Below are 17,515 nucleotides of genomic sequence, written 5' to 3'. Positions count from 1 at the left end.
TGAAAGTTTCGAAACTATCTCTATCTTTGTTACGTATGAAATACACAGAAGCCAAAGAAGAACTGATACAGGCCTGGGGCAACCTGGGCTATAGCTGGGGACTGAATAAAACGATGGCGCAGATCCATGCGCTGCTGATGGTTTCACCGAAAGCGTTGTCTACAGAAGAGATCATGCAGGAGCTGTCGATCTCCCGGGGCAATGCCAACATGAACGTCAGGGCGCTGCTCGATTGGGGGATCATTTCGAGGGTGTCTGTGGCTGGCGAACGTAAGGAGTTCTTCAAGTCAGAAAAAGACGTGTGGGCATTGGCCAGGCAGGTGGCAAAAGAAAGAAGAAAGCGTGAGCTGGAGCCGATCCTGAAAGTGCTGAAGGAAGTGAACGACGTGCAGACCGACGGCTCCGAAGAAGCAAAGGAATTTAAAAAAGTGGTCAAGGAACTGAAAAACTTTGCGGAGAAATCAGACGGGTTGCTGGAGACCTTTATCAAAGCGGAAGAAAGCTGGTTCTGGAATACCGTGCTGAAAATGATGAAGTAGGCCAAAACAGAAAACATATATGAAACTGCATCATCCTGAATTGATCGACCTTTTGCAACAGGCATACTCGGCTGAAAAAGCGGCAGCGTTTGCCTACCAGGGACATGCGGCTTCGTTAAAAACCGAAGAAGAAAAAAAGGCTGTGCACCAGATCGAAATTGACGAGTGGAATCACCGCCATGAAGTGCTGGCCATCATGAAGCAATATGAAGTGCCCGTATCAAAATACTATGAGCTGCGGTTTCACATCATCGGCAAAATGATCTCCTGGAGCTGTTTTGTGATCGGGCGTTTTATGCCCTTCTACTTTGCAGGACGCCTCGAAAGCGGAAATGTGTGCGAATACTTCCGTATGAAACAATTCTTCAACACCATGGGCATTACCGAGCACGATACCGTTCTCTACGAGATGGGCATCAAGGAAAAAGAGCACGAAGTGTATTTCGCCGAAAGGGTCAGCAACAGCAAGCTGCTTCCATTTTTTGAAAAGCTGTTCTCGTGGAGCGCCAAACAAAGCTTTAATAATATCGACCTCGATAAAAAACATCCGGTAGAGGAGTCAGGCCATTACTGCAACAACGGAAAACATTTTTTTTGAGCGTATCTTTCAATATTTATTGAAACTTCTAAATATACAGAACATGAAATATCTCGATCTCGCCATACAGACCATCATTTTCGTCTTCGGAATGGTGATGCTTTTTGTTTCCTGGGGCGAAGCGGACTGGCCCTTTGCCATTCTTTATGCACAGGCGCTGCTGGGGCCGTGGCAAATGACCAGCTCTATTGTTTCGGTTATAGCAAAGGCTCCGTTTCACAGGAAAAAGAGACTGCATCTGTTGCTTGCCGCCGTGTATCTGATAGTGTTATATGCGTGTGGCAACATGAGCGGTGTGAGTATTTCCGGGCGCTTCTTCAGCATACTGCTCACCGTGCCGGCATGGGCGCTGGCCATCTTCTACTATATCCTTACCTGGCAATGGGTTTTCCCTCGCATCCGAAAAGGTGGAAACTTTCTGCCCAACCTCAGCTTTTGATCAATCACTTAAACAAATCGTATATGAACTTCACCGTTTTATCTTACAGCATCTACCTGCCCGTTACAATTTTGTTAACCATCTGGGTAGCCAGAACATTGTTCAGCAACGGAAGAGTGTTTCTTGTGGAGATCTTTCATAAAGACGAGGTCCTGGCAGACAGTGTGAACAAACTTTTGCTGGTAGGTTTTTACCTGATCAACATCGGATACGCCGTGTATACACTTAAAATAATGGGAGACATAGCCACAACACAGGCGGTAATTGAAACGCTCAGCACCAAGATCGGGTGGATCATCCTTGTGCTCGGTGCCATGCACTTCTTCAACCTTTTCATCCTCTTTAGCCTGAGAAAAAAGGCGCAACAGGGCGTCGCCAGGATCTGATCCCATCAAGGGTGACATCCTTTTGAAGGATGTCATCCTTCACTGCCGCTTTCCGGACTGCAGGAAATTTCCGAATTTTCAGATAGAAAAGCTGCTATGGGAAATCCAAGAAAAGACGACGCGTCAAAACAGTACTTCATTGCATTCATTCCGCCGGAACCGGTGTATGAAGAAGCTTTGAGCCTGAAGCACTATTTCCGTGAAAACTACAACAGCAAGGCAGCGCTCAACTCTCCGCCGCACATCACCCTGCACATGCCCTTCCGGTGGAAGGAGACCAAAGAGCACGAGCTCATTCAAAAGCTTCAGCAGTTTGTAAGAGATTTTGATCCGATCAAGCTCTGCCTCGACAACTTTGCGTCATTTCCACCGCGGGTGATCTTCATCAATGTGGTGACCAACGTAGCGCTGAACGATTTTCAGAAACGCCTGCAGCGGTATTGTAAAACGGAGCTGAACATCTTCAATGCTAATTACAGGGAAGACCCTTACCATCCACACCTGACGCTGGCTTTCCGCGATCTGAAAAAAGCTGCTTACAAAGATGCCTGGGAAGAATTCAAAACGAAGGAGTTCAAGGCCGAGTTCATGGCAGACAAGCTCACGCTGCTGAAGCACGACGGCAAACGCTGGCACGCCTTTAAGGATTTCAACCTGGAATCGTCCTACTCAACAGACAACACCAGCGCCCTTGCCACCACAGAAGGCTAAATCTTCGAATCAAAGGCTGTTAATCCTGTCCATCCCGAAAATCCTGCATAATCCTGGTCAAAATCCTGCTCATCCTGAAAATCCCGTAATCCTGAAAATCCTGTAATCCTGATAATCCTGATTTATTTTTCGCAAAAGCTTCCTTTGGCGATGTAGAGTTTTTTGATCTCGAGCTCCAGCAGTCCCTCCTGCACACCCGGATCGGTTTCGAAGATGTCGCGCTGAACCTCACCCTTCATGATAAGAATGCCGCCATCATGGTCACCGAAAATGCCTTCTGTTACCACGTTGCCGGTATTGGCCAGCTTCTTCAGATACTCGTCGTGCTTCCTGATGATCTGCGGATAGGTTGATGCTGTGAATTTGCTCACCACGGCATCGAACCTCACAAAAGAATACTCTACCATTTCATAAGGTTCTGAAACGGCACAAACCGAGCCCTGGCGTGGCTTGTATAGATACAGCTCAACATCCCATCGTTTGGCTTTGATGCCGGGGTCTGTGCTGAGCCACGTTTTGGCCTCCTCAACATTGGAAGTCTTCAGAATAAAAATTCCACCACCGCCCTGGAACGGTCCCGCGGCCACAAGCTTTCCCTCCTTCGCCAGCCGTTCGATGTTCGCCATATGGCCTTCCATGATCTTCGAAATTTCTTCTTTCGGCAACTGATCGGCATCGGGTTTTTTATTGAGGAACACAAAAGTGTACGGGGACTGGGCACAGGCTGTACCGATCAGAAAAAAGCTTAACAGGATCAGCAGGTTTTTCATGCGACGGAAAATTTAGTGTATACAACTTACTAAGAAAAAACGCGCTACTGTGCGAAAGAATGCTCAACCGGAAAAAAACACGTATCAACCGGCGCCATTGATCATTTGCGCTTACCTCTGCCGATGAGCAACACACCTACCAGGATCAGTGCTGTGCCGGCAACCTGTGCTGCCAGAACGGGCTCGTGCAAAAAGATATTCGCCTGGATGATGGTTGAAACAGGGCCAACGCTTCCTACGATGGCGGCATTGTCTGACCCGATGCGTTTGATGCCTTCCGTTACGAGATACGAAGGTATGACCGTTGACAGCAGCGCCATGGCAATGCTGTACGTGTATGTTTGCGCCGGAAGATCGAGCAGCGAAACATTACTGGTGATGAAAAAATGAAGCAGCACCGCCACGCAGGCAAAGCTCATGGCATAGCTGTTGAACTTGGCCGCGCCTACCGATGGGATCAGTCGCCCGCTGCCCACAATGTACATGGCATAAGTTATGGCACAGGCAAAGATCAACGCGGCACCGAGATAAAAATCGGGGCCCTGTGCATCGTTCAGTTTCGCTTCGCTGACAAAGGCCAACAGCAGTCCCGCATAAGTGACAGCTACGGCGATCCACTGAAATCGTTCAATTTTTTCCTTGAACACAACGGCCGAGATCAGCAGCACCAACGTGGGGTAAACAAAAAGCACCAATCGCTCGATGCCCGCCGATACATACTGGAGCCCCAGAAAATCAAGCAGGCTGCTGATGTAATATCCCAGGCAACCTACCAGTGCAACGGCAACCCACTGCCTGAAAGTGAACTTCACATTATCAGTTTTGCTGGAGGCAATCCACGCGGAGACAATAAAGAACGGGAGCGAAAAGATCATGCGCAGGGCGAGCAGTGCCACCGCATCCACAGCAGTATCCCTGTACGCAAGTTTTACGAAGATAGCCTTCGTGGAAAAGCAGATTGCCCCGAAGAGACAGATCACAATTCCGCCAATAAAGTACGACTGTTTGCCTGGGCTTCTCATTACTCAGCGTCCCAGCACCTTCACCAGTTTTTTCAGATCCTTCTCGTCGTTATACACGTTGGGTGCTACCCTGATGGCATTGCCCCTGAAAGAAACGTAGATCCTGTTTTTGGCAAGGTCATCTTTTACTTTCTGAAGATCCATGTGTTGTGGCAGGCGGATACCCAGCAGGTGATGACCGCGGTAATTTTCTTCTTCGATCCAGAAGTCGCGCTCGCGAAGTTTATATACGGCCTCCTTGGTGATGAATGCGCAATAAGCCTGAACGTTTTCAACGCCCCATTTGCCGAGCTGCTCCACGGCCTTCAGCATCATGGGCACGTGGATAAAGCTGCTGTGCTCACCCACTTCGTAACGAAGGGCGCCGGGTTGATACTCGGACTGATAGTTGATAAGTCCTGTAAAATCTTCGCTGTTGAGTCGGTTGATCCAGTTCTCTTCAATGGGTTTGCCATCGTTGAAGTATTCGCCATAGTAGGCAAGCCCGATGCCGTACGGACCCAGCAACCATTTGTAGCCGGCACACACCAGCGCGTCGGGCTGGATCTTCTGAACATCAAAAGGCATGGCACCCACAGACTGTGTTCCGTCTACGATCAACAGCGCGTTCACTTCCTTTGTTCTTTTGCGGATGGCTTCAAGGTCGAACTTTGTTCCATCGGCCCAATGCGTATGCGCGATGGCAACAGCCCTCGTATTTTTGTCAATGCCTTCCAGGATCCTTTCGTTCCAGATCTTTCCTCTGCCCTGCAACGTGGCAGGTGGTGATATGGCTTTCACTTCTGCGCCAGCTTCGCTGCAGGCGCGCTGCCAGGCGTAATAGTTACTTGGAAACTGCTCGGCCGCCACCAGCACATGCTGGCCTTTGCTGAGCTTCATGTTGGCCGCAACGTTGGCCATGCCGTACGACACGGAAGGAATGATCACGATCCGCTTCGGGTCTTTCACATGAATAAGCTTTGCGTACGCCGCGCGCAGTGTTTCACTGTCTTTGAAAAAATCCTGCGCGGCAATGCCAGCGGGATTTCTTTTTAAACGGAGTGAGCGCACCCCCACCTTTTCCACACTCTTCAGCATGGGCGAGAGGTAGCTGCAATTCAGATAGGTGATGCGCGGAGGCAGCGTGAACTTGGAATGTTTGCAGGTAAGCATGTACAAGTATACTCACGCAGCGCAACAGTTGTTGCACCGTTCAAAGGGAAAATTTAAAAGGCAGAATTTTCTTCTCCGCGGCGATCTATTTATTGCGAGATTTTCATTTTGATGATGCGCGTCCTCAGTTCGGCGGCGTTCTCATCGCGGTAGGTTTGCTCGGCGATGACGGTGTTGTTTTTCGTCCAGATAAAATGATCCGAGCCCCAGTCGGTAAGCTCCTTTTCCCAGCGCAGCACCGGCTTGTTGTTCTCGAAGCTCCACAGCTGAAATCCGGTGGGAACGAAAGCCGCTTCGAGGTCTACCATGCCCGTAAGAAAATATTTTCCGTCAGGAGACATCACAGGTTGTCCCCAGAGGTGATTTTCATTTCCATCCTGCTGGTCAACCAGCACGTAGTCCCACGCCTCATAATATCCGCCCATCAGCAGCCATTGACCGATGCTATCCATTGGCTCGATAAAATTATACGACGCAAAATCTTCTCCCTCGGTATCCTTATTCTCTTTCAGCAATTTGGTTTCGCCATTCTTCAGCTTGAACTGGAGGCCTTCCGGGGTTCGCATCACCCTGGTATCTTGTTGCAACGCGCGCTTCTCACCTTCTTCCATGGTAACGATCTTAACCGAATCGCCGGGACCTGTCATTTTTACAAAAAAGATATCTGTTGTATCAAGGATCGTGAAGTGCTCGACATCGAGCTGAGGAAAGTTTCCGGCGATCGGTGCTTTAGTTGCATCAGATGATGTGGTATCCTGTGAAGAAGTGGTTTCAACCTTCGCAGGTGTACAGGCCCACAGCAGCACTATCGCCGCAAAGATCATTGTTTTATTCATACGTATATTACTGATCACGAAAAACATTACAAGAGCACGTGATGCACGCACCCGATCACGGGTACTGCTATGATGCGCCATGAACATGCACCGCACAGATCGCCATTGTGCTTGGCGCTTGTTCCCTTCCAACATTCATAACCCACGGCTTCACCATGGGTTATGAACATTAAGCCCCTTCAGGGCTAACTTAATACTATTGATCCTAGTCATTTAAAACTAACGACTTTTCTCTCAAGACAACCTAATGTTTTTAAATAAAGTACCCCTTCTGACTTCTGGCTCCTGACTCCTGGCTTCTCCTCCTTACTCCTTACTCCTTACTCCTTACTCCTTAATTCTTAATTCTTCCTCCTCTCCACTCCAGCGTATTGATCAAGTGCATAATATCCTTCTTCATGTACTCAATGGCCGGCGCCAGCGAGTCATTCTGAACTTTGGTGTTGAAATAAAGCGCACCCCGCAGAAAATGTCGTGTAGAGTCGGTGATGGTGAACTGAAACTGGCTCGGTACTTCGCCTTCGAGCTCGGCAATCACTGCGGTTTTTCCACTGGGCGTGGTGGTGATCACCTCGTTGATGGCATAGGCTTTGATCTGGTGTTTGGCGGTGAGCTTGTAGGCATCGTCCAAAAATTCTTTGAGCAACTTCTGATTTTCGCGCAGCGGCTTGTAGGTGATGTGCACATTAGACTTCAGCAGCGGATAATAGATCTCGATCCAGTAACGCTCGCTGAAGCCGGAGGAATCGTCGAGCAGCTTTGCGTGCGTGGAATATTCGAAGCGGTACGGAAATGTATCGGGCAACGGGCGATACGCGGGCTCCGGCAGATCGAGCCGGTTATAACCAAGAGGTTTGGGGAGGTACTCACGATCGCAGGACGAGAAGAGTGTCAATACTAACAAGGCTAGTGAACAGGTACGAAGTACGAGGTACGAGGTACGCTGCGCCCGCCGGGTACGACTCTGCCGTGGACTGTGGACAGTGGACAGTGGACTCTTAACCATTTCTCTTTACTTTAACTTTTTTGATCCGTTTATGATCCACTGATTCGATCACAAAGGTGAACGGGCTGATCACAATTTCATCGCCAACCGCCGGGAGGGTTCCATTGAACTCCGTCAGCACGCCGCTCAGTGACTCATTGATGCCTTTCACGCGGTGAAAAAGTGACGGGTCTACATGCAGCACCTTACAGAACTCATACAGCGAGGTTTTACCATCAAACACAAAAGTTCCATCGCTGAGCTTTTGAAAGCGGGCACCCACCTCATCGAACTCGTCATTGAAGTCGCCGATGATCTCTTCGATGATATCTTCTAACGTGATCAGTCCGGTGGTATTGCCATGATGGTTGACCACCAGCGCCATGTGCACTCTTTTCTCCTGGAAATCTTTGAGCAGCAGGTCTATTTTTTTTGTTTCAGGAACGAAGTATCCGGGCCTGAGCAGTCGCTGCCATCCAAAATCGCGTCCTTCTTCGAGAAAGGGCAGCAGGTCTTTGATATAAAGGAATCCCTGCACGCTGTCGAGCGACTCCCGGCATACCGGTACCCTCGAAAATCCTGAACGTTTCACAAATTCCATCAGCTGGTGAAAGTCGAGCGAAACATCGGTGTACGAGATCTCCGTGCGGGGTTTCATCACCTGCCGCACGGTGAGTGTTCCGAAATTCACAATACCTTCAAGGATCTCTTTTTCTCCTTCGATCGGTTCATTGTCAACCGTTGCCAGCTGAAGCGCTTTGGTGAGATGCTCCACCGACTTCTGCTCTTTGGTGGCGTCCAGCTTTTTTTCAACAGCGATCGACGCTCTCAACAGGGGGCGTAGCAGCGGTCTTAAAAAAAGGATCAGCCGGTAGCACAATTTGCTGTTGGCCCGGGCGATGCCGATGCTGCGCGAAGAGCCGTAGATCTTCGGCAGGATCACACCTCCCAGGGCGAAGAGTATGGTAAGCACCAGCAACGCTGTGCCCGCCGATACATCGAAGAGTGTATAACGCGATTGTTCATAGGCGAGCGATGATACAGACATCACAGCCGCCGACAGCAGCATGGCGTATTTGCACGTGGTGAGCACGCTTAGCAGCAGGCGCGGATCGATCACCAGTATAGCCGCCACCTTCTCGCGTTCATCGGCGCTATTCCGTAAGCGCTCAACGTCATCGTTGTGAAGTGAAAAAAACGCAGCCTCTACTGCAGAAGCCCATGCAGAAAAAAACAGGAACACTGCCATAAAGAAAAGATACAGCAGGCTCCTATCGGATAAAATTACCAGTAAACTAAAACCGGGAGGCTCGTCCAAGCAGTGTAAACATTAGGTCCTCAGAAAGGCAGATCATCGGTGCTGTTATCTGCCGGCGTATTGTAGCTTTCACTGGAGGCACGTTCCGTACTGCGTGACCCATATTCATTGGAAGAAGAGTTTCCTCCTCCGCCACCCCGCGAACCCAGCATCGTCATATTATCGGCCACAACTTCAGTGGTATATCTTGTAACACCGTCTTTTTCCCATGAGCGCGTGCGCAGCTTGCCCTCAATATAGACGAGGTCACCTTTATGAACATATTTTTGTGCGATCTCCGCCAGACCTCTCCACAAAACGATGTTGTGCCACTCGGTGATCTCTTTCTTCTCACCAGTGGTACGGTCTTTATAAGATTCAGAAGTAGCAATTGAGAAGTTGGCAACCACTGCTCCGTTGTCAAGGTTGCGTACTTCAGGCTCCTTTCCCAGGCGGCCTACCAGAATTACTTTATTTACTCCAGACATATATTCAGTTCGTTTTGGTTACAGCGTAAGGAAACAAAAGTACCACCTTTCGGCCAACTATAAAATTATAAAACGTAATGCTCCTGGAGAAAACGACTCACCAACACCGGTTTGGGTAACGCAGCGATCTGCGGCAAAGAATAGAAGGAATGGTTTTGGTGAACATGTTTGATCTTTTTGTCACTTTTTACAATGATAAATCTTGAAAAGATGGTCTGGTGCGTGAGAATATGCTTGTAATTCTTCGATATCGTAATGCTGGCATCGTTTCCAACCATTTTTTTCACAGCCTCTTCTTCCAGGATCTTTTCGGGTTTTACCGGCCGGTTTTTTTCCACCAGGTGAAAATCGAATAATCCCAGCCAGATATCTTTCTGTTCCCGCTTTCGCATCAGCAGCGAATTCCGGTGTTCCAGCACAATATAATAGAAGTACCGCTTGCGGCTTGCTTTCAGCTTGAGCTTCACCGGCAGTGCCTGTTGCATTTTGCGGCTGAAGGCAAAACAGTTTTTTTGAAAGATACAGGTATCGCACTGCGGATTTTGGGGCGTGCAGAAAAGCGCTCCGAACTCCATCACCGCCTGGTTATGGGCATCCGGTTGGGCAGTCGGCACCAGCTCGTTTGCAAGGGCGGTGAACTGTTTTTTTCCTTCCGGCGAATTGATGGGCGTATCGATGCCAAAGATCCTGGAAAGCACCCTGAAAACGTTTCCATCCACCACCGCCACGGCCTGCTTAAAAGCGATGGACGCAATGGCAGCAGCCGTATATTCACCTATGCCCGGCAGGCTAAGCAGGGTTTCATAGGTTCGGGGAAACTCGCCGTTATGCAAGCTGACCACGGCTTTGGCGCACTTGTGCAGGTTACGGGCGCGTGTATAGTAGCCCAGTCCCTGCCACAGCCGCAGCACTTCCTGCTCGGGCGCAGCCGCCAATGCACGCACGGTTGGATACGCTTCGATGAACCTCAGGTAGTAAGGCAACCCCTGACTTACCCTCGTTTGCTGAAGGATAATTTCAGACAGCCATATTTTATATGGGTCGCGGGTATCGCGCCAGGGCAGGCTTCTTTTGTTGCTCTCGTACCACTTAACGATTTTATCTGGAAAATATCGTTTGTCCATCCCCTTGATAATCAATTTTTTCAATATTCATTTTTTAATCTGGCAAGGCAAACTAAATTTGCCCTCCCGTAAGAATTTTGAGACCTCTAAATATACTACAGTGACCAAAGCAGATATTATCAACGAGATCGCTGAAAAGACCGGAGTAGACAAGGCGGATGTGACCGCATCGGTGGAAGCGTTCTTCAGCGTAGTGAAGTCATCGATGTCAAATGGCAATAACATTTATATCCGTGGTTTTGGCAGCTTTATCAACAAGAAAAGGAAAAAGAAGATAGCACGGAATATTTCCCGCAACACGGCGCTGGTTATTGACGAGCATTACATCCCCAGCTTTAAGCCGGCGAAGATCTTCATCAACAAGATCAAGAACAGCGAAAAAGTGAAGCAGCTTGCTGAAAAATAAATCTACCGGTGTGCTTCTAATACTGTCGCTCATCACTCGCACATCAGGCTTTTATGCTTAAAACACGTCTTTTATTGATCGGCGGCTGTGCCGTGGTCATCCTGTTGCTCTTTCAGTTGCCCAAGGTAGTGGTGGAGAATGAGCGGGATGCTGCTTCGGCAGGCGGTGGTGCCGATACCGTGTCTTCGCACATCGAAACCCATACACAAACCCCTGAAAACGTACGGACCCGGATCAGTGATTTCAGGGCAAAATTTGCATCAGGTACAGAAAAGGAAAAAAATGCTATCTTTGCCGACTCTTTAGCCGGCCTGTACCGGATTGCTAATCAGTTCGATAGCGCGGCATGGTTTGCTGAAGAGTCGTCGAAGTTCTTTAATAACGTTGAAAGCTGGGCAAAAGCAGGTGAAAGTTACTATCAGGCTTACACCCTGGCGCTGGATCCGGCAAAGCAGAAAACGCTGGCCGCGAAGACCCAGGAGTTTTATGGAAAGGTGCTGCGGGACAACCCTGGCAACCTCGAAATAAAGACCAAGATGGCCATGACGTACCTCACATCGTCGAACCCCATGCAGGGTATCACTATGCTGAGGGAAGTGCTGGCGAAAGACCCGAAGAACGAGCTGGCCCTTTTTAATATGGGCATGCTGTCGATCCAGTCGGGCCAGTACGACCGGGCGATTGAAAGACTGGAGGAGCTGGTAACGGTGAATCCCGGCCACATACAGGGACACCTGTTGTTAGGACTGGCCTGGATGAACAAGGGAGACAAGGAGAAGGCCCGGGCGCAATTTGAAAAAGTGAAACAAATGGATAAGGATCCCGCTGTTCAGGCAACGGTTGATTCATATCTGAAGGATTTAAAATAAAGTTGTTTAAACCATCCGCCCGCTCGCGGATAAAATCTAAAACATTACTATGCCTAGCGGAAAGAAAAGAAAGAAGCACAAAATGGCTACGCACAAGCGTAAGAAGCGTCTCAGGAAGAACAGACATAAGAAGAAATAATCTTATTTCTCTGGCAGCATCACAACTAGTGCTGCCAGCCTATACACATCATTTTTTTTAATTTAATCTTTGTCTTTTGAGTAACGAACTAATAATTAGTACAACTCAGGACGGATGTCGTATAGCCCTTCTTAAAGACAAGACGCTGGTTGAATTCCACCAGGAAGCAGAAGGAAGCAAATTTACCGTAGGGGATATCTACCTGGGCACTGTTAAGAAAGTGGTGCCCGGTTTAAATGCTGCCTTTATTGATGTTGGGTACGACAAGGATGCTTTCCTGCACTATCTCGATCTCGGACCGCAGTTCAGTTCACTTCAAAAGTTTACGAAGCTGGTCCGTGGTAAAAAGATGAATGGTGGAAGACTGGACAAATTCAATCTTGAACCGGACATCGACAAGCACGGGAAGATCACCCAGCAATTGTCGAAGAATCAGCTTATACCGGTCCAAATTGTAAAAGAGCCGATCTCAACCAAAGGGCCACGATTGTCCTGCGAGTTATCCCTGGCTGGGAGGTACCTGGTATTGGTACCTTTTTCCAATGCAGTCAGCGTATCGAAAAAGATCACCAGCAGCGAAGAACGCAAACGCCTGCTTCGCCTGATCCAATCTATCAAGCCTGAAAATTTCGGTGTGATCATCCGCACCGTAGCCGAGAACAAGGAAGTGGCCGAGCTCGACCGCGACCTCCGCAACCTGGTAAAAACATGGGAAGAAGGCATGACCCGCCTGCCCGTGGCCGCCCCGCGTGACAAAGTGATCGGCGAGCTCGACAAAACCTCTTCTTTATTGCGCGACATGCTGAACGAATCGTTCGACAATGTGCATGTTGACGACAAGAAGATGTTCGAGGAGGTGCGCACCTACATCAAGACCATTGCGCCTGATAAAGAGAAGATCGTAAAATACTACGCCGGAAAAGCCAAGATCTTCGAGCATTACGGCATCGAGAAGCAGATCAAATCGGCATTCGGCCAAACCGTGAGCCTCAAGGGTGGCGGATACCTGATCATCGAGCATACCGAAGCCCTGCACGTGATAGACGTGAACAGTGGCAACAAATCGAACCGCGAAGAGAACCAGGAAACCACAGCGCTTTCAGTAAACGTCGAAGCTGCCAAGGAAATAGCACGTCAGCTCCGCCTGCGCGATATGGGTGGGATCATTGTTATCGACTTCATCGACATGAAGAACCTCGACAACAAAAAGCTGATCTATAAAGTGATGAAAGAGGAGATGATGGATGACAAAGCCAAGTCTACCGTGCTGCCGCTTTCAAAGTTCGGGCTCATGCAGATCACGCGTGAGCGCGTTCGCCCGCAGATGAACATCGTAACCCGCGAGGTATGTCCTACCTGCAACGGCACGGGCAAGATCACTGCGTCTATCCTGGTCTCTGACCTCATCGAAAAGAACATCGAACATTTGCTGGTGAAGCAGAACGAGAAGAACCTCGTGCTGGCCCTGCATCCATACCTGCATGCCTTCTACACCAAGGGGCTCATCTCCCAGCGCATGCGTTGGTATTTCAAATACAAGACCTGGATCAGCCTGGTGAAAGATACTTCCATGGCCATCACAGAATACAAGTTCCTGAACAAGGAAGGTGAAGAGATCCAGCTCACTAACTAGACGAAAAGTATTACCATTAAAAAAGGCCAGCAAACACTGGCCTTTTTTGGTTTAAAGGGATTGGTTTTGGGTCTGGCTCCAATTACAATCGTACTTTCTCGTTCGAATTAAATGCCGGTTTATCCCAGCATTATAAAAATTGACCATAAAAAAGGCAGCACAATGAACAGGACCCTGATGAACGTTTTCATAGCCATTTATTGGTTTTAGCTGCCATGAATACGCCCGTGTGGGTGTCCGCACACAAAGCCGGCCTGAGCTGATTAAGCCAGCGCCAAACCGCAGAATAATGACGATAAAGTGTAGTTACGGGGTTAAGGAGTCCACGGGTCCACAGACAACGGTCCACAGCAGAACAGTGTAAAACGAAAACACTCCCTACTGTGGACCGTGGACAGTCGACTGTGGACTAAAAGACTAGTTTTTCTTTCTCTTCAGCAGGCCTTCGATCTTCTTTTTGGCCTCATCTTCTACCTTTTTCTGCACCTCTTCTTTCACTTCTTCCTTGGTAGGGATGGCTGGCGTGGTAGCTTTCGCCGTATCTGCCGAAGCAGTTGTATCCTTTTTGTTGCCGCCCAGGATCTTATTCAGCGCCTTTTCAGCATCCGTGCCTTTCACAGCCTTCTGAAGGGCTTTGGTACCTTCTTCTTTGGCTGCATTCACGGCGGCCTCTTTAGCTTGTTCTTTCTGCGAATCCATCAGCAGCTTCGGTACAGGGCTGTCGTATTTGCCGCCTACGCCGATGGTAAGCGGAATGTTGGTGTTGCCATCGCTCTTGTTTCCGCTGTATTTTGAAACAAAGCTGTTGAACTCAGAGCCCAGCTTGCCTGCGGGTACATCCATCTTCAGCGTATAATCGATGGTTCCGTCAAGGCTTGTGGCACCGGCTACCGTGGTCTTGTAGTTGCCGAACTTCACATCGAAAGGTTTCACGCTCAGCTTGCCATCTGTAAGCTGGGCCGACATCAGCACATCTTTCAGGGTTACTTCATCGGTATCGTCAAGCTTGGTAAGCGAAGTAATGCCAGAGATGAGCTTCGATTGCTTCAGGGCAGCCTGCGCGATCTTCACAAGTCCGCCGCCGTTGACGGTAGCAAGGTTCGGCATCATGTCCTGGCCAAGCTCTCCCTTGAGGGAGAAGTCGGTAGAGAACTTGCCGTTCACCAGGCCCGCGATGGGTGCATAGGTCTGAACGATCGAAGAGGCGCTGGCAGCGTCTTTCATAGACACGTTCTCGATCTTCAGGGCCATATCATATTTGGGATGCGCCAGGTCTTTGGCGTTGTAGCTTCCATCCACCACAAAAGTTCCGCCCAGCATGTTGAACTTCAGGCCACGCAGGTTGGCAATGCCGTCTTTCACCACAATGTCACCGGTGGCATTGGTGATGTTGAAGTCCATCATCTTCACCGCCTTGATGTTGGAGTTCAGCACAAAGTCGATGTTGTTCGGCACAGGGATCACACCAAACGAGGTAGTGTCTTCTGCTGTGGCGGGCGCTTCCTCTTCGGTCATGAACTCGTTCAGATCAAACAGGTTCGAAGAGAAGTTCACGTTGCCTTTGATGGTCTCGTTCTCGCCGAACACATAGCCCAGGTAGTTGAGCACGGAGCCCGTTACATTGAAGTCGCTTTTGCCTACTGTTCCGTTCAGTTTTTGCAGCTCGATCTTGCGTGGGTCGAAGGTCATGGCGGCCTGGCTCAGCGTTACCTGCGGCAGGTCTTTGGTAATGTATTTGAAATCTGTAAGCGAAGCTGTGCCGCTGGTAGGCAGGCGGTCGTATTTTTCAGCCTGCACATCTGAATACTTTCCTTTGGTCTCGATGTTGGCCTTCACTTTTCCTGCCAGGGTCATGCCTTCGAGCGGGAATACTTTGGTCATTTTCTCCAGGTCGATGCCACCGTTCACTTTAAGATCCCAGGTGTAATTGTCGAGGTTTTCGAGGTGCAGGTCTGCCTTCAGCTTTTCGCCATCCATCAGCACGGTGAAGTCGTTCACGTCAATGAACGTCTCGGCCATTTTTCCGGAAGTGTTCTTGATGGTAGAAGTGAAGTGCATGTCATCCATCGGCACGGGGAACTCTTTCGATTTTACGAAGCCGTCGTTCAGTGACATCTTCGCGTCGATGGCGGGGATCACTTTCTTCAGGCTGTCATAAACACCTTTTGCTGTAAGATTCACCGCGTAGCTTCCTTTCATTTCCAGGCCTTCCATGGGGAACATCTTGGTAAGCTCTGCGAGGTTCAGCTTGGCAGCAAGGTTTGCATCGACATTGGTGGGATATATTTTGGTGATAAGCGCCCTGGCATCCACCGGGTTCGAGCCGAAATCGAGGTGAAGCTTTTTCAGGTCGATAACGGTGTTGTCTATCACGCCATCTTTATTGTCTACCAGCAGGTCTACATTGATGTTATTGATGGCAGTAGGAAGATCGGGATACTGGAACATGGCATCCTTCACCAGCAGATTGAGGTTGAATGCCGGCATCTGCTTTTCGCTGTAGGTACCTTTTACAAAACCTTTGAAGGCGAGGTCGCCCGAGGTCTTGATGCTGCCGAAGTCTTTCGAGTAAACGCCCGGCACCAGCGAGAGCAAGCTCTTGAATGAGTTGTCGGGGCTGCTGAACGTGAGGTCCATGCCGAAGTCGTTCTCGTTCATTTTAAACCAGCCATCGAATTGCATCACAAAATCGTTGACCTTGGCGGTATTCTCCTTGAAAGTATACTTGGTATATTCTTCACTGATGCTCACAACGGCGTCTATATCCACACGTTTGTCGGTGAGATACTCCACACCATCAAAAGAAGTGGTTACAGTGTCTGCGGTGGTTTTTGTTCTGAGGTCGAATACATCCTGCGTGAAGTCGCCGCTGCCGGAGTGGTTCAGTCCTTTCACGGTGAGGTTATACGGCAATGACTTGTCATCGTAAGTCACGTCTGCATCCACAACCTCCCAGTGGTCTATGCCGAATGAAAAATCACCGCCTTCTTCAGTAGTAGTGGTGGTGTCGGCAGAAGGGATAGCGATATCGTAGTTCGCTTTTCCGTCGGCCAGCACTTTGATGTTGATCACGGGACGCACCAGCGAAATTCCTTTTACACGAAGCTGATCGCCAAAGAGAATATCCTTCAGGTTCACTTCCACTTCGAATTTTTCAGTGGCAAAAAGCACCTGACCTTCAAAGGGGGCGCGGTTCACCACACCAAGGTTTTTCATCTCGGCAGTAATGTTCGGGAAATTGGAGAAGAGGGAGAGGTTGAAATCATTGACATCAAAGATCACGTCTGCGTTCACTGACTTGGCCAGCTCTTTATCGATCGCTGCCTTGATATCGTCTTTGAAGACAATGGGCAGGATAAAGGCCGCAAGCAGGATCAGAACGATCAGTCCGCCAAAAATTATCAGAAACCATTTCAGTGCTTTTTTCATGACTCAGCGAGTTTTTTCGAGTTTGTTAGATAACGGAATTAAAGGACGCAAATTTACAAAACGGCCGATTGAATTTTCAGCTTTTTGCAGAACCCTGCGTTATGTCAAGGTTAAAAGAGCTTCAAAAACCAGTCCATTAAGCGGGCTGATAACGAGGTATAGGGAGGATAAAATGCTTTTACCGACGTAAATCCATTTTTCTGTTTCAAAACCGGTTTTTCGTGCGAGAATGCCATAAATCCGTAATGGCCGTGCGATTTTCCAAGGCCGCTGTTGTTCACCCCTCCGAAAGGTAAATGATGGTGCAAAAAATGGATGCCACAGTCATTCACGCACACCCCGCCGGAGGAGGTTTGCTGCAGCACTTTATCGCGCACGGCACTTTGTTGGGTGAACACATACAATGCCAGGGGTTTCGGTTTGCTGTTGACAATGGCTATGGCCTCGTCCAGGTTGCGATAGGTGATCACAGGCAATACCGGGCCAAAGATCTCTTCGTTCATCAGGCGGGCATGCATGGGCACGTTGGTGAGTATCACGGGATGGAAAAATCGGGTAGCAAGGTCTGTCTTTCCACTCCATGCAGCGGTGGCACCAGTCTGCACCGCGTCCTGCACCAGCTCGTTCAGGCGAAGAAAGTGTCGCTCGTTAACAATGCGGCAATAGCTGGCTGATGATTCAAGGTCTCCATT

The 17,515-nt window shown here is 49.2% G+C and carries 18 protein-coding genes; 8 read left to right on the top strand and 10 right to left on the bottom strand.

Features of this window, described 5'->3' with window-relative positions:
- The first annotated feature begins 35 nt into the window (after nucleotides 1–35).
- The 5 genes from KK083_RS29710 to KK083_RS29690 all read left to right on the top strand — a co-directional run bounded on the left by KK083_RS29710 (nucleotide 36) and on the right by KK083_RS29690 (nucleotide 2,673).
- The gene (locus KK083_RS29710; RefSeq protein WP_254169792.1) at nucleotides 36–539 is read left to right on the top strand and encodes a GbsR/MarR family transcriptional regulator; all 504 of its coding nucleotides are present in this window, start codon (nucleotides 36–38) and stop codon (nucleotides 537–539) included.
- A gap of 19 nt (nucleotides 540–558) precedes the next feature.
- Nucleotides 559–1,137: a ferritin family protein gene (locus KK083_RS29705; protein WP_254169791.1), complete on the top strand. Its 579-nt coding sequence runs from the start codon at nucleotides 559–561 to the stop codon at nucleotides 1,135–1,137.
- 43 nt (nucleotides 1,138–1,180) lie between these two features.
- Nucleotides 1,181–1,576: a hypothetical protein gene (locus KK083_RS29700; protein WP_254169790.1), complete on the top strand. Its 396-nt coding sequence runs from the start codon at nucleotides 1,181–1,183 to the stop codon at nucleotides 1,574–1,576.
- A gap of 23 nt (nucleotides 1,577–1,599) precedes the next feature.
- Entirely contained in the window at nucleotides 1,600–1,962 is a 363-nt protein-coding gene (locus tag KK083_RS29695) for a hypothetical protein (RefSeq protein WP_254169789.1), read from the top strand.
- 96 nt (nucleotides 1,963–2,058) lie between these two features.
- Nucleotides 2,059–2,673, top strand: a complete 615-nt coding sequence (locus KK083_RS29690) for a 2'-5' RNA ligase family protein (RefSeq protein ID WP_254169788.1) — start codon at nucleotides 2,059–2,061, stop codon at nucleotides 2,671–2,673.
- Nucleotides 2,674–2,795: 122 nt separating this feature from the next.
- On the opposite strand, the gene KK083_RS29685 is transcribed toward KK083_RS29690, so the two are convergent.
- From KK083_RS29685 to mutY, 8 genes are all read right to left on the bottom strand, one after another.
- Nucleotides 2,796–3,443: a YciI family protein gene (locus KK083_RS29685; protein WP_254169787.1), complete on the bottom strand. Its 648-nt coding sequence runs from the start codon at nucleotides 3,441–3,443 to the stop codon at nucleotides 2,796–2,798.
- A gap of 101 nt (nucleotides 3,444–3,544) precedes the next feature.
- Nucleotides 3,545–4,465 (bottom strand): DMT family transporter, encoded by a 921-nt coding sequence (locus tag KK083_RS29680; RefSeq protein ID WP_254169786.1) that lies wholly within the window; start codon nucleotides 4,463–4,465, stop codon nucleotides 3,545–3,547.
- Nucleotides 4,466–4,468: 3 nt separating this feature from the next.
- Nucleotides 4,469–5,617, bottom strand: coding sequence for an aminotransferase class V-fold PLP-dependent enzyme (locus KK083_RS29675; protein WP_254169785.1), 1,149 nt, complete (start codon nucleotides 5,615–5,617; stop codon nucleotides 4,469–4,471).
- An 89-nt stretch (nucleotides 5,618–5,706) separates the two neighbouring features.
- Entirely contained in the window at nucleotides 5,707–6,453 is a 747-nt protein-coding gene (locus KK083_RS29670) for a hypothetical protein (RefSeq protein WP_254169784.1), read from the bottom strand.
- A gap of 334 nt (nucleotides 6,454–6,787) precedes the next feature.
- Nucleotides 6,788–7,348 (bottom strand): gliding motility lipoprotein GldD, encoded by a 561-nt coding sequence (gene gldD / locus KK083_RS29665; protein ID WP_254169783.1) that lies wholly within the window; start codon nucleotides 7,346–7,348, stop codon nucleotides 6,788–6,790.
- A 103-nt stretch (nucleotides 7,349–7,451) separates the two neighbouring features.
- Nucleotides 7,452–8,687: a gliding motility-associated protein GldE gene (gene gldE / locus KK083_RS29660; RefSeq protein WP_254169782.1), complete on the bottom strand. Its 1,236-nt coding sequence runs from the start codon at nucleotides 8,685–8,687 to the stop codon at nucleotides 7,452–7,454.
- Nucleotides 8,688–8,776: 89 nt separating this feature from the next.
- A complete protein-coding gene (locus KK083_RS29655; RefSeq protein ID WP_254169781.1) occupies nucleotides 8,777–9,223 on the bottom strand; it encodes a single-stranded DNA-binding protein in 447 nt (148 codons plus the stop codon).
- Nucleotides 9,224–9,288: 65 nt separating this feature from the next.
- On the bottom strand, nucleotides 9,289–10,371 hold the full coding sequence (mutY, locus tag KK083_RS29650; protein ID WP_254169780.1) for an A/G-specific adenine glycosylase: 1,083 nt from the start codon (nucleotides 10,369–10,371) through the stop codon (nucleotides 9,289–9,291).
- Nucleotides 10,372–10,447: 76 nt separating this feature from the next.
- Here mutY and KK083_RS29645 point away from each other — a divergent pair, with 76 nt between their 5' ends.
- The 3 genes from KK083_RS29645 to KK083_RS29635 all read left to right on the top strand — a co-directional run bounded on the left by KK083_RS29645 (nucleotide 10,448) and on the right by KK083_RS29635 (nucleotide 13,394).
- A complete protein-coding gene (locus KK083_RS29645) occupies nucleotides 10,448–10,753 on the top strand; it encodes an HU family DNA-binding protein (RefSeq protein ID WP_254169779.1) in 306 nt (101 codons plus the stop codon).
- A gap of 53 nt (nucleotides 10,754–10,806) precedes the next feature.
- Nucleotides 10,807–11,622, top strand: a complete 816-nt coding sequence (locus KK083_RS29640; RefSeq protein WP_254169778.1) for a tetratricopeptide repeat protein — start codon at nucleotides 10,807–10,809, stop codon at nucleotides 11,620–11,622.
- Between the two features lie 215 nt (nucleotides 11,623–11,837).
- Complete coding sequence (locus KK083_RS29635) at nucleotides 11,838–13,394, top strand: Rne/Rng family ribonuclease (RefSeq protein WP_254169777.1); 1,557 nt, start codon at nucleotides 11,838–11,840, stop codon at nucleotides 13,392–13,394.
- A 417-nt stretch (nucleotides 13,395–13,811) separates the two neighbouring features.
- Here the strand turns inward: KK083_RS29635 and KK083_RS29630 are convergent, their stop codons facing one another.
- A complete protein-coding gene (locus KK083_RS29630) occupies nucleotides 13,812–16,823 on the bottom strand; it encodes an AsmA family protein (RefSeq protein WP_254169776.1) in 3,012 nt (1,003 codons plus the stop codon).
- 110 nt (nucleotides 16,824–16,933) lie between these two features.
- A partial coding sequence (locus tag KK083_RS29625; RefSeq protein WP_254169775.1) for an aldehyde dehydrogenase family protein occupies nucleotides 16,934–17,515 on the bottom strand: 582 nt, incomplete at its 5' end.

Source organism: Chryseosolibacter histidinae (assembly GCF_018598225.1).
GTDB classification, from domain to species: domain Bacteria; phylum Bacteroidota; class Bacteroidia; order Cytophagales; family Cyclobacteriaceae; genus Chryseosolibacter; species Chryseosolibacter histidini.
The sequence above is the reverse complement of the archived record's forward strand: the minus strand, read 5'-3'. Positions and strand labels throughout refer to the sequence as shown.

Excerpts from the sequence above, each read along its gene's own strand:
- KK083_RS29655 (WP_254169781.1), bottom strand. The coding sequence starts at position 9,223 with ATGTCTGGAGTAAATAAAGTAATTCTGGTAGGCCGCCTGGGAAAGGAG.
- KK083_RS29670 (WP_254169784.1), bottom strand. The coding sequence starts at position 6,453 with ATGAATAAAACAATGATCTTTGCGGCGATAGTGCTGCTGTGGGCCTGT.
- KK083_RS29685 (WP_254169787.1), bottom strand. The coding sequence starts at position 3,443 with ATGAAAAACCTGCTGATCCTGTTAAGCTTTTTTCTGATCGGTACAGCC.
- KK083_RS29680 (WP_254169786.1), bottom strand. The coding sequence starts at position 4,465 with ATGAGAAGCCCAGGCAAACAGTCGTACTTTATTGGCGGAATTGTGATC.
- KK083_RS29710 (WP_254169792.1), top strand. The coding sequence starts at position 36 with ATGAAATACACAGAAGCCAAAGAAGAACTGATACAGGCCTGGGGCAAC.
- KK083_RS29695 (WP_254169789.1), top strand. The coding sequence starts at position 1,600 with ATGAACTTCACCGTTTTATCTTACAGCATCTACCTGCCCGTTACAATT.
- KK083_RS29630 (WP_254169776.1), bottom strand. The coding sequence starts at position 16,823 with ATGAAAAAAGCACTGAAATGGTTTCTGATAATTTTTGGCGGACTGATC.
- KK083_RS29640 (WP_254169778.1), top strand. The coding sequence starts at position 10,807 with ATGCTTAAAACACGTCTTTTATTGATCGGCGGCTGTGCCGTGGTCATC.
- KK083_RS29690 (WP_254169788.1), top strand. The coding sequence starts at position 2,059 with ATGGGAAATCCAAGAAAAGACGACGCGTCAAAACAGTACTTCATTGCA.
- gldE (WP_254169782.1), bottom strand. The coding sequence starts at position 8,687 with ATGGCAGTGTTCCTGTTTTTTTCTGCATGGGCTTCTGCAGTAGAGGCT.
- KK083_RS29700 (WP_254169790.1), top strand. The coding sequence starts at position 1,181 with ATGAAATATCTCGATCTCGCCATACAGACCATCATTTTCGTCTTCGGA.
- KK083_RS29705 (WP_254169791.1), top strand. The coding sequence starts at position 559 with ATGAAACTGCATCATCCTGAATTGATCGACCTTTTGCAACAGGCATAC.
- KK083_RS29675 (WP_254169785.1), bottom strand. The coding sequence starts at position 5,617 with ATGCTTACCTGCAAACATTCCAAGTTCACGCTGCCTCCGCGCATCACC.